The 11654-nt window shown below is 32.5% G+C and carries 11 protein-coding genes; 2 read left to right on the forward strand and 9 right to left on the reverse strand.

Annotated elements, in window-relative coordinates:
• Positions 1 to 35 precede the first annotated feature (35 nt).
• Positions 36 to 677 (reverse strand): protein-L-isoaspartate(D-aspartate) O-methyltransferase, encoded by a 642-nt coding sequence (locus tag FGM02_RS09160; protein ID WP_139958063.1) that lies wholly within the window; start codon positions 675 to 677, stop codon positions 36 to 38.
• A gap of 154 nt (positions 678 to 831) precedes the next feature.
• On the opposite strand from FGM02_RS09160, the gene FGM02_RS09165 reads away from it, so the two are divergent.
• Together FGM02_RS09165 and FGM02_RS09170 are read left to right on the forward strand one after the other, a co-directional pair.
• Positions 832 to 1791 (forward strand): Gfo/Idh/MocA family protein, encoded by a 960-nt coding sequence (locus tag FGM02_RS09165; RefSeq protein ID WP_139958064.1) that lies wholly within the window; start codon positions 832 to 834, stop codon positions 1789 to 1791.
• A 17-nt stretch (positions 1792 to 1808) separates the two neighbouring features.
• The gene (locus FGM02_RS09170) at positions 1809 to 2225 is read left to right on the forward strand and encodes a thiol-disulfide oxidoreductase DCC family protein (protein WP_139958065.1); all 417 of its coding nucleotides are present in this window, start codon (positions 1809 to 1811) and stop codon (positions 2223 to 2225) included.
• Here FGM02_RS09170 and FGM02_RS09175 read toward each other — a convergent pair.
• The 8 genes from FGM02_RS09175 to FGM02_RS09210 form a co-directional block, all read right to left on the reverse strand.
• Positions 2215 to 3540 carry a dicarboxylate/amino acid:cation symporter gene (locus tag FGM02_RS09175; protein WP_139958066.1) on the reverse strand — a complete coding sequence of 442 codons (1326 nt, stop codon included), beginning with the start codon at positions 3538 to 3540 and terminating at the stop codon, positions 2215 to 2217. The two genes, FGM02_RS09170 and FGM02_RS09175, sit on opposite strands and share 11 nt — an antisense overlap.
• 51 nt (positions 3541 to 3591) lie before the next feature.
• On the reverse strand, positions 3592 to 4155 hold the full coding sequence (locus FGM02_RS09180; protein WP_139958067.1) for a 1-acyl-sn-glycerol-3-phosphate acyltransferase: 564 nt from the start codon (positions 4153 to 4155) through the stop codon (positions 3592 to 3594).
• Between the two features lie 67 nt (positions 4156 to 4222).
• Entirely contained in the window at positions 4223 to 5620 is a 1398-nt protein-coding gene (locus tag FGM02_RS09185; RefSeq protein WP_139958068.1) for a sugar transferase, read from the reverse strand.
• 133 nt (positions 5621 to 5753) lie between these two features.
• Positions 5754 to 6965, reverse strand: a complete 1212-nt coding sequence (locus tag FGM02_RS09190; RefSeq protein WP_139958069.1) for a glycosyltransferase family 4 protein — start codon at positions 6963 to 6965, stop codon at positions 5754 to 5756.
• Between the two features lie 2 nt (positions 6966 to 6967).
• Positions 6968 to 8365: a phenylacetate--CoA ligase family protein gene (locus tag FGM02_RS09195; RefSeq protein ID WP_139958070.1), complete on the reverse strand. Its 1398-nt coding sequence runs from the start codon at positions 8363 to 8365 to the stop codon at positions 6968 to 6970.
• Positions 8366 to 8390: 25 nt separating this feature from the next.
• Positions 8391 to 9323: a class I SAM-dependent methyltransferase gene (locus FGM02_RS09200; RefSeq protein WP_139958071.1), complete on the reverse strand. Its 933-nt coding sequence runs from the start codon at positions 9321 to 9323 to the stop codon at positions 8391 to 8393.
• Positions 9324 to 9327: 4 nt separating this feature from the next.
• Positions 9328 to 10350 (reverse strand): glycosyltransferase family 4 protein, encoded by a 1023-nt coding sequence (locus FGM02_RS09205; RefSeq protein WP_139958072.1) that lies wholly within the window; start codon positions 10348 to 10350, stop codon positions 9328 to 9330.
• Positions 10337 to 11614: an O-antigen ligase family protein gene (locus FGM02_RS09210; RefSeq protein ID WP_139958073.1), complete on the reverse strand. Its 1278-nt coding sequence runs from the start codon at positions 11612 to 11614 to the stop codon at positions 10337 to 10339. The genes FGM02_RS09205 and FGM02_RS09210 overlap by 14 nt, the downstream gene beginning before the upstream one ends.
• Between the last annotated feature and the right edge of the window lie 40 nt (positions 11615 to 11654).

The following is an 11654-nucleotide window of genomic DNA, read 5'->3' on the forward strand; positions in this document are numbered from 1 at the left end:
TTCAGATATTTTTTCAGCTAACATAAATTTAGCGATTAATTTTTCTTTTCTAACAGGGGGACAAATTTAAATTCACCCAATTCATGCTTTTCGAACGATTTCATACCCGTTCTTTTATACATATGCATAATCTGAGTTTCCTCGCCTACAGGAATGACCAATGTCCCTCCTATTTTTATTTGTGCCAACAAAGGTTTCGGCACAAATGGAGCACCAGCGGTAACAATTATTTTATCGAAAGGAGCGTAATTTGGCAAACCTTTATAACCATCGCCAAATCCCACATATTTAGGCCAATAGCCTAATTTAGGTAAAAACAATTTTGTTTTCTTAAACAACTCATTTTGACGTTCTATGGTATATACTTCCGCACCAAGTTCCATTAAAACAGCCGTTTGATATCCAGAACCTGTACCAATTTCTAAAACTTTATCTCCCCGTTTAATTTCTAATAATTGTGACTGAAATGCCACTGTATACGGATGAGAAATAGTTTGATCTGCCAAAATTGGAAAGGCTTGATTTTTATAAGCAAAATCTTCAAAACTAGAATCCAAAAATAAATGTCGTGGAATTTTTGATAAGGCGTTCAGTACATTTTTATCAGTAATACCCATTTCTGAAATTAATTTAGCCAACTGATTTCGAAGGCCTTGATGCTTTAAAGTGTCTTTCACGTATTTCTTGAATTTTGGAAGGCTAAAATTAGTAATTAATCACCAAAGATTTCTATTTTTGTTTAAAAGTTGACTTTTTAAATTTTCAAGTAATTACAACAAAGTCAAACAACACAATAGAGTCATAATTTTCAACCTATAAATTCATCATTACATGTTAAAAGCAGGCGTATTAGGAGCTGGTCATCTAGGAAAAATTCATTTAAGATTATTGCAACAATCTGAAAAATTTGACTTGGTTGGTTTTTATGATCCCATTAAAGAAAATGCTGAAAAAGTAGCCAAAGAATTTGGTTATACTGCTTTTGACTCGATTAGTGATTTAATAGCTGCTGTAGATGTTATTGATATTGTAACGCCAACACTTTCTCATTTTGACTGTGCACAACAAGCTGTAAAAGCAGGAAAACATGTGTTTATTGAAAAACCGATTACCAAAACTTATGAAGAAGCTGCAGCTTTAAGAGATTTGGTTCAAGCAAATGGTGTACGTGGACAAGTAGGTCATGTAGAAAGATTCAATCCGGCATTTACAGCTGTAAAAGAATCTATCCACAACCCTATGTTTATTGAAACGCATCGTTTGGCTGAATTTAATCCTAGAGGAACAGACGTTCCAGTGGTTTTAGATTTAATGATTCATGATATTGATATTATTTTGAGTGTGGTACATTCCAAAGTAAAAACGGTTCAGGCTAGTGGAATTTCTGTTATTTCAGAAACTCCTGATATTGCGAATGCTCGGCTAGAATTTGAAAATGGCTGTGTGGCTAATTTAACAGCAAGTAGAATCTCTATGAAAAACATGCGTAAATCTCGTTTCTTTCAAAAAGATGCCTATATTTCTGTAGATTTCTTAGAAAAGAAAAGTGAATTGGTAAGAATGACAGATGCTCCTGAAAACCCTGGTGATTTTGCCATGATTTTACAAAATGCCGAAGGTGTTAAGAAACAAATTTATTTTGAAAACCCAGAAGTGGCACCTAATAATGCTATTTTAGATGAATTAGAATCTTTTGCGAAGGCCATAGAAACAAACACAACGCCAGTAGTATCATTATACCAAGGCGCGGAAGCCTTGAAAGTTGCTGAGCAAATTATTGCCTGTTTTTAAAACTTAATTTTAAACCTATGAATACGTTTAGCAGCAAAAAGAACGCAATTATTTTATTTGATGGTTTCTGCAATTTATGTGATTCATCGGTTCAGTTTGTGATCAAAAGGGATCTTAAACAAAAGTTTTCCTTCTGCTCCTTACAATCAAATGAGGCACAAAGTTTTTTAGAGCGAACAAAGCCTGAACTTAAAGAGATAGATAGTATTTTATTTATAGAAAATAATAAAATTTACACAAAGTCGAGTGCTGCTTTAAAAATTGCAAAAGAATTAAATGCTGCTTGGCCTTTATTATATGTATTTTTTATTCTTCCCAAATTTATTAGAGATGCTGTTTACGATTTTATTGCCAAACGCAGATATGCCTGGTATGGTAAAAAAGAGCAATGCAGAATCCCTACTAAAGAAGAGTTAGATAGATTTATTTGCTAGGATAATGGTCGTCCCAATTCTGCACATGTGGATCTCCTAATTTGCCTTCCGACTTTGCAACTATCATGGAAACACAAGCATCACCCGTTACATTAACGGTCGTTCTTAACATGTCCAACGGTCTGTCAACTGCAAAGATCAATGCCAAACCAATAGGCAACAATTCTTTTGGAAAACCAATGGCATCTAATACGATAACCAACATTACCATTCCTGCACCAGGAACCGCTGCAGAACCAATTGAGGCCATTAGTGCTGTTAACACAATGACCAACTGATTAGAAAAATTTAAGCCTTCAGGCCATAAAACTTGCATGATAAAAACGGAAGCCACGGCTTGATACAAGCTAGTACCATCCATGTTGATGGTAGCACCAACAGGAAGCACAAAACTAGAAACTTCTTTATCTACCCCTAAGTGCTCTTCAACCCTTTCCATAGTAACCGGTAAAGTAGCGGCACTAGAACTTGTTGAGAAAGCTAAGAGTTGTGCAGGAGCAATTTGTTTTAAAAACCAAATAGGTGATTTTTTAGTGTATACGGAAACAATTAGCAGATAGAAACAAATCATTAATACCAAACCTGCGGCCACCACTCCAACATAACGTAAAAGCGCAAATAATACATCCGGATCATTGGTCGTTACAATAACAGTTGCCAATAAGGACAAAACAGCTACTGGTGCAAAGAGCATAATCAAATCGACCATTTTAAGCACTACGGAGTTTAAGGAGTCAAAAAAATCTTTTAAAGGTTTGGCTTGTTCCTCTGGAATTAACAAAATACTAATTCCTAAAAAGATGGTAAAAAAGATTACTTGTAGCATCATCTTATTATTACTCATGGCTTGTATGGCATTGTCAGGAACCATATCTACCACAAATTGCAAGGGCCCGTTACTTTGTTGTTTATTCGCTTCAGAAATTCTTTCTTTAATTTTATCGTTAGAGGCATAAGTTTGCTTTAACTTAGTTACGGTTGCTTCTGAAATTCCTTCACCCGGTTTTGTGAAATTCACAAGCCCCAGTCCGATTGAAATTGCAAATACGGTGGTAGTTACATACAATAAAATTGTTTTTAGTCCCATGGACTTAAACTTAGAAATATCTTTTAAATCGGAAATTCCCTTTATTAATGAAGCGATGATTAAGGGTACTGCAATCAATTTTAGCATTCTTACAAAGATCGTCCCAAACGGTTCAACCCAATCTAAAACCAATTGTTTCCCGAAGGAAAACTGAAGCATTAATAAGCCAAAGAGTATTCCTAGAAGCATTCCAATTAAGATCTTCCAATGCAAAGCCATTTTTTTCATGAAGTACACTAATTTAGTAAGATGGTAAGGTACTAAAAATTATAGTAAAAATTAAGAATCTAGATAGCTCAAGGTACTATCTTGTTGTGGATTTAAACCTTTAGCATGCACAAAGAATTGTTGAATCTTTTTCATGTCCACGTCTATATCTCCATTAAGTTCATAAGGAGTATCAATGAAAATTTCTTTTTTCTCATAATTCAACGCTACTTTTACTACAGGAACATTGGCCAATTTAGCGATATAATAAAATCCGGTTTTCCATCGGTCCGTTTTACGACGAGTTCCTTCTGGAGAAAGACTGAAAATAAAATGCTCATTTTCATTAAATTTTTCTACCACCGTATTCACCATTGCATGATTTTTAGTCCGGTCAATAGGAATACCTCCGTAGTATCTAAAAAACCACCCAATGGGTCGTTTAAAAAGACTTTTTTTTCCTACAAAAGCAGCATTAATACCTGTGATATATTTGATAAGAATTGCAATCGGAAAATCTACCCAACTGGTATGTGGGTATACAATTACAACATATTTTTTTAGCTTTTTAGGGAAAGCTCCATGTAATTTCCATCCAAGAACAGAAAAAAAAACCCACTGAGAAATGGTTTTCATGCTTGGAAGATACAACTTTTTGTTTCTCAGTTTCCAATTCTACTTCAACAATAAACCTTTGTTAAGTCTATTGTCCTTTAAAATGAATTATTGTACTTATGGTTTTTATGAAAATTTTAAAATCTAAATACACTCCCCTAGATTTTATATAATACAAGTCGTATCGCAATTTTATTTCTTGCTCTTCAATAGTTCCTGCATACGGAAACATGACTTGTGCCCATCCTGTTAGTCCAGGTTTAACAACATGTCTAATAGCATAAAAAGGCAACTCTGATCGCAAACTTTCTACAAACTCAGGACGTTCGGGTCTTGGACCGATAAGGCTCATGTCACCAACAAAAATATTCCAAAATTGTGGAATTTCATCAATCCTACTTTTTCTCAAAAACTTTCCAAAACTTGTAATTCTAGCATCGTTTTTTGATGCCCAAACCGCACCATTCTTCTCTGCATTTACAATCATAGATCGGAATTTATAAATGTTAAACGTTTTCCCCTTTTTACCAACACGTGTTTGTTTGTAAAACAAAGGCCCCTTATTGGCTATAAGATTTCCAATAAAAACAAATGGACTTATGAGTAGCAAGGATATCAATCCAAAAACAGAGATAAAAACATCTACAAAACGAACGTAAAATAAATAGAAAGCATTTTCATGATTATGGCTAAAAGATAAATATTTATAAAAATTACTATCCAAATTTCCTTTAGCAACACAGTAGGTAATTTCTTCATACATATTCTCAATACTTTTCATATTGATTCCATGTTCGAATAAATATACAAATTGTTTATTTATTTCATTATAATCTTTAACATTTGCCGTACTAGAAGAAATAACAACTTCATCTACTTGTTGTTTTTCTACAATTTCTATTAAATTGGCGTCCTTAATATTGATAAATTTATAGTCATTTTTACATTCAATTTTTTTGTCAGAAATGTAACAAACAACATTATTCTGGTAGGCCTTTTTTTCTATAATATCTAAAATTTCCAACAAGCGATCATTCCCTCCGATGAGTACAATACTTTTTGTATAAAGTGGTGAGAATATAAAGGAAGTGTAAAAAAGTCTAAAAAAAAGTATTGGAATAAATATTACTAAAAAAAAGTAGACTATTTCAATACGATCATTTGGTAAGGAAGGTGTTATAAATGGTGTAAATATATAAAACAACACCGTTGTAATTACAGTTACAAAAGCACTTCTAGCGGTAGCATATCTACTACTCGATAATTTTAAATTGTACAATTCAAAAATATTACCAAACAATAAAAAGTACAAATAAAACACAATAAACCATGTGTATATTTTTTCGTTTTCAAAAGAAATATATTTAATTCCTTCTTTACTCGTTAAAAAATACAAGCCTAGGACGATTGCTAAAAAATCCATGGTGCGAAGTAATACTTTTCGCTCAGAGATATTTAAATATTGTTTTTTCTTTTTTCTATTCATTCGTCAGTAAAACGTCAATTAATGAGTTGTACTCCTAGGGGGACTCAAAGTTATCAATTTCTATTGAAAAACAAGGTGATCCTTCATAAAATATAAAAAACAATTGAAATAAAATTTTTATCCAAACTAATGCTTAAAATAATGAGATATATGCATCACTTAAAACTTGAAAATTGTGCTTCTCTTTCACAAATTCATAGCCTTTCAAACCTATAGCTGTTAATTCTTTATCTTCTTTACAGGCAAAGTACTTTACCCCATCTACTATGGCTTCTGCTGATTCAGGTTTTACAATAATTCCACCACCCGACATTTCTATTGGATCGTTAATTTTATTAGAAGAAACTAATACAGGCTTTTTGCTAAGCATATAATCAAAAAACTTATTAGAAGAAACACCATAATCAAAAAGTGGAGTATCATTACGGCCTACAAAACAAACATCAAAATAACTAAGCATGTGTTGTACTTGGTTCTTATTTATTTTGGAAATGAACGTCACATTGGTATTTCCCTTTACTTCATTTTGCAACTCTTCTTTTAAATAACCATCACCAACCAAAACAAAATGAATCTTTTCATCTGCTTTTAACAATATAGAAGCCTCTATTAAATATTCTAAAGCATTTGCCATTCCCATAGTTCCTGTATACCCTACAATAAATTTATTTTTAGGAATACTAGCGATTGTTTCTTGCGGCAATTCTTCATTTACCAATAAATCCTCATCAATACCATTAGGTATCCAAACAAACTTTGAAGGGTCTTTAGAAATCGCATTTATATAGCTATGTGCATTAGGAAGCAGCGAAACAATCTTGTCGGCTTTTTTATAGCCAAATGTTTCAAACCACTTCATTAACACCACCATTGGGTGCCATTTTGAATAGCCTTTTAAATACATAGGTGTTAACGGCCATAAATCTCTAATTTCGAAAAATAATTTTGAGGCTTTGTATTTTCTTTTCAAATACCAACCCGAAACAATAGGGAAGATTGGCATGGATGAAACCAAAACTACAGCAGGTTTTCCCAATAATTCTGGAGTTAAACTTAGTATACGGAATGCAAAAACAATCATACTCCAAAGCTTAAAAATACTTCCTCCATCGTATTCTGGTATTTTTACCCAGCAAAATGTAATTCCTTTCTCCACTTCTTCAAGAGTAAACTTTTTATTTTCAATCTTAGGTTGATTTTTAAACAAATGATTATAGGAACCTGAAACAATTTTCACATCGTATCCTTTTTTCACCCAAAATTTACTAAAATAATAATGACGTTCTCCCCAACCAGAATCCGACTTTCCTGCGGTCATATTTAATACCCAAATAGTTTTACTCATAATTACTGTTCTATTTTTGAAATAACTGCTCGAAACTTCCCATTTGCCATCAACGGTATTGTATCCAAATAATTAAATTTTATTTGCACTTGTTCTCCTATTTGCTTTTTTAAACGTGTACGCATTTCATTTTCACTTTCTTTTGAAAATGATGGATGTACTACACAATTCAACTCAAATTCTGAAAGAGAATTTTGAATAATTTGCCCTTGTTTTAAATGTTCTATATCTGTAAATATGGAATGGAATCGTACCATTTTACGACCATCTAAAGTAGTAATCGTATCCTCAGTTCTACCTGAAATTTCTTTTACAATAGGCATCTGAACATTACTTTTTGATTTTTGTTCTTTGGCCATAGTCACACAGTCTCCAATACGATATCGAATTAAAGGCTGGTCAAAATTTAGCAAACCTGTTGCAATAACTTCTCCATTTTCACCTGTCAAAACTTCATTTCCATGCGCATCCACAACTTCCATTATTCCGGTATCCTGACTAAAAATAAGTTCCCCAAAAGAATTTTCAGAGATCAGTCCACAGGCCTCTACGCCACTATAACTATCGTACACTTTGCATTGAAACGCTTTTTCAATGACCGTTCGCATTTCTGAAGTTAATTTTTCACTTGAAGTGATCACTGCTTTTTGCTTCGGTACTTCTATTTTTTTTTGAACAATAAAATCTGCCAAATAATAAATACTCATGGCATAGCCTACTAAGTATTCTACTTTATTCTTTACAAAACCGGCAACATAATCATCAACCGTATCTAAAGAAATATGGTACGCAGAAAAATAAGTTTGTTTTTCTGCCGCATTGAAACGGTAAAAAGGAGCTTTCGCAGAACTGTCTTCACCAATTTTTCTTCCACCAATCATTCCTCTATTCATGGTCTTATCGATACCTGCCCATTTACGAATTCGCACTTCATAGGCTGCACTCCAAATTTGATGAAAATATTTACTGAAATAAATTTTTGTAGGAGTCCCGGTACTTCCACTACTGGAATAAAACCCGCCTGGTTTTTTATGTAACGACAATAATTTATTTTCTCCAAACTTACGCAAAGCCTCTTTTTCCAAATAAGGTAATTTCGGCAATTGACTTAGTTCAAAATTTTTGAAATCTTCAATTGTAAACCCATGTTTTGTGTACAACTCCTTATAATAAGGCACTGTTTCAAACGCATGCACTAATAATTTTCTTAGTTCCTGTGTTTGATAATCTTTCCAAGCTTCTGCCGTCTTTTTTTCATTTTGAAGAAAAACAGCTACATACTCAGAAAAAACACCCCCAAAACGTCTGTTTTTTCGATAATAGCCATAACAAGAAATACATACATTTTGTATCCAAATAGGGCTGTTATAAAACAGCTTATTTATTTTTTTTTTGAACATGAAGCGTGGTGTTACAAGAGCTCCTCTATTTTTCTCCTAAAAGGTAAAAATACCTTGCAAATTCTTCTTTTTTATTTATTTTAAATTGGGAATCTACCATGGCATCTTCCATAGGTTTTGATGTATGAAAATGAAAAGTATGATCATCAACAGATACTCTTTTTGATACCTGATAACATTTTCTTGCCACCACTTCTAACAAACTTGGTAAAGACCATTTTAGTGATTTTAATTTGGTCATGACCCTACCACCTAAAGGCACATCCAAATGACTGAAAATAAATAACTGTCCACCAGGCTTTAATACTCGATAAGCTTCTTTGATAAACGCTTTATAATCTGCAAAATGATCAATTGAAGCCAAACTCATTACAATATCTACTGAATTGTCTTTGAAAGGTAATTTTTCAGCATGACATAATAAATGATTCATTTTAGTCTCTAACAACTGCGGATAAATTCTTAAAAATTGATCGTGTAACAAACGAACATTTGGATCTATCAAAAAGTAATTATTCTCTTCAGGATATCTGAAAAAGCTACACTGTGCCTGACCTGTTCCTGCCCCAACATCAACAATTGTTTTGCCTTTAACATGCGCCAAACCTGTTTCATTACTAATATAATGTGTAAGTGGTAAATTACGCATCAGTGCATAAGACGTCAAGGCTTTGTGATAATTTAAAAATTTAGAATTCAATCGACCCCAATTTTTATCTTCTTCAAGAATTTTTTTGTCACGAAAATCTACAATATTATCTTTTATCGCATATTCTCTGCTAGAAGCATCACTTTTTAAACGATCTCCCTCTTTTGTTAAAGATTGATTTGTTTCTATACACTGCAAAACATCAACATAAGTTTCTACATCATTTCTGTTTTGTTCGTATAATTTTGCATCTTGATAAACATTTCGTTGTTTATCAATCATGGCTCGGTAGGTTTTACTTAAATTCAAATCTTTAATTTAAAATATTTATCCAATCTTTTTTCACAGTTTGCCAATCAAAAGCTTCCACTTTTTCTCTTGCACATTGCGTTATTTTTTGTCTTTTTGTGCTATTTTCAAATAAATCTATAATTGCATTTGTCATGGCAATATCGTCATTTTTATCAACTAAAATACCATCTTTTGCATTATCAATTAAATAGGGTACTCCACCAACATTGGTTGATACAATTGGAATTCCCAATGCCATCGCTTCCATCACACTTACCGGCGTATTGTCAAAATTAGTTGTATTTATAAAAACATCAAAATTTTCTGATAATTTATGCCATTTTTCTTTAGGTAATGTACCCGTAAACTCTACACTTTTATTTAAATTCAACTCTTTAACCAAAGAGACTGTTTCAATATAAGAAGCATCTTTATGAGGTCCTACCATGCACAAGGTTGTTTGCGGGTATTTTTTTTGCACATTTTTTAAAACCCGAATAGCCATTGTTGGGTTGTATAACTGTACAAATGCTCTCACATAAAGAATTTTATAATTTAATTTTCTATTCGTTATATAATTGTAGGAATCTAATTCTAATATATTTGGAATGAATTGAGTTAAAAAACCGCGCTTTTCAAATTCATATTTTAAATAGCCCGAGGGGGCCACATTTTTATAGGCGTTTTTAAAAATTAAACCAGCTAATTTTGGCGAAGAATCTAAGCGAGCTGGTAAATTACCTCCGTGCAAAATAGGAATATATTTCAATCCAAATAATCTGGCTAACTGTGAGGTTACAAAAGCAAAGTAAAAACTAATCGTACTAAAAGTATCAATTAAAACATAGTCTACTTTATTCCTATATTTTAGAATAGCAAAACACATGGCTATTAAGCGTAAAAATTTAAATTTATTTTTAGAGCTAGTTACCACGGTATAAGACTCCGTTCTTAATAAATTACTCAGCGTTTGCATGGTATTCATATAACCGGATCGCTGTGTCAGATCATTCCCTATATATAATATTTTTTTACTCAATTTCATCCGTTTCTAAATTGTCATCAAATTCTTCCGGATCATCATTTCTAATATGTATTAAGCTCAAGCCATATATAAACCCAGGAAATGCAATTCTCATAGCAGAATGACTGATTGTCAAAAACCAAAACAGATAAAAAGCCAACAAAAAGCCCTTGGCATAAAGACTTGAATAATACATATTTATTAAAGGTACGGTAATCAATAATAAAAGTAAAAATAATCCTATGGTACCATGTTCTTCAATTAATCGAAACACCTCATTATGAGAAGCTACCACCATGTCATTATATTCTTCAAGTCTTCTATATTTTCCATTACCAACTCCAATACCCAAAATGGGACTTTCATAAAATCCTCCTAATTGTTCTAAAATAATGTCAATACGTCCAGAAGTTATGTCTTCCTTTGCTGTTCCACTTGCGTTCTTACCTGTAAATCTATTCAAAATCATTCCATTGGTTACGGCTGTACTGTAAATCCAAACACTTACCACGACAACAGAACCCACCGCAAGGTATTTTACTAAATTTACAACAAACTTTCCTTTGTCTAATAAACTAAAAAACAAAAACCCCCCAAAGGCGATAAATGCCGTAAGAATTCCTCCTCTTGAAAAAGTCATAATTCCTCTATAAAATAAATATGCCGATATAAGGATATCTAAAAATACAACACCTGTGATTTTTTTCTTTTGTGAAATGAGAACCATAATTAGAAAAAAACCGAAACCTAATATGGTTGCTACCTGATTAGGGCCAAAACCTCCCGACATTTTTACGTTTGCAGCACCACTAAATGCAATTTGCCTAATGTCTGGTGTTTTCACGTAGAGTAAGCCTAACATACAACAAACAGGCAGTAACATATAATACAATGAATTGAGTAAAACCTGCTTTGAAATATTTATTTTATAAAAATAAATAGCTGATAAACCTAATACAAAAGGTCCAGAAAGGTTAAACGCAATCTGCTTTCTAATCAAAGTTTCTGTTGGTGCATCTGCCATAGAAATACCAATTAATAATAACAGTAAATAGAAAAAATAAACAATTACCGATGAATTAAGCTCTCTCTTATAATAAATACCTATTCCTAAAATAATAATAACAGCGTACTTTCCATATTCATAAAAAATGACACCACTAGTCATTCTTAAATAAACCTCGAGTGCCGTAAGATATCCTGCATAGAATAAAGCCAAGTTATTTCGATCTCGTGTCAGTATAATATGAACACAACCTATTGCCAAAACTAATAGCCCAAGCATTAATGGTATTGTTTTACTAGTACTTAGTAAACCAATCACA

It is taken from the genome of Flavicella sediminum, from assembly GCF_006381105.1.
GTDB classification, from domain to species: Bacteria; Bacteroidota; Bacteroidia; order Flavobacteriales; family Flavobacteriaceae; genus Flavicella; species Flavicella sediminum.

Bases quoted from the DNA above. Each gene is read 5' to 3' on its own strand.
- FGM02_RS09175 (WP_139958066.1), bottom strand. From the start codon at position 3,540: ATGAAAAAAATGGCTTTGCATTGGAAGATCTTAATTGGAATGCTTCTA.
- FGM02_RS09195 (WP_139958070.1), bottom strand. From the start codon at position 8,365: ATGTTCAAAAAAAAAATAAATAAGCTGTTTTATAACAGCCCTATTTGG.
- FGM02_RS09190 (WP_139958069.1), bottom strand. From the start codon at position 6,965: ATGAGTAAAACTATTTGGGTATTAAATATGACCGCAGGAAAGTCGGAT.
- FGM02_RS09185 (WP_139958068.1), bottom strand. From the start codon at position 5,620: ATGAATAGAAAAAAGAAAAAACAATATTTAAATATCTCTGAGCGAAAA.
- FGM02_RS09205 (WP_139958072.1), bottom strand. From the start codon at position 10,350: ATGAAATTGAGTAAAAAAATATTATATATAGGGAATGATCTGACACAG.
- FGM02_RS09210 (WP_139958073.1), bottom strand. From the start codon at position 11,614: ATGCTTGGGCTATTAGTTTTGGCAATAGGTTGTGTTCATATTATACTG.
- FGM02_RS09180 (WP_139958067.1), bottom strand. From the start codon at position 4,155: ATGAAAACCATTTCTCAGTGGGTTTTTTTTTCTGTTCTTGGATGGAAA.
- FGM02_RS09170 (WP_139958065.1), top strand. From the start codon at position 1,809: ATGAATACGTTTAGCAGCAAAAAGAACGCAATTATTTTATTTGATGGT.
- FGM02_RS09165 (WP_139958064.1), top strand. From the start codon at position 832: ATGTTAAAAGCAGGCGTATTAGGAGCTGGTCATCTAGGAAAAATTCAT.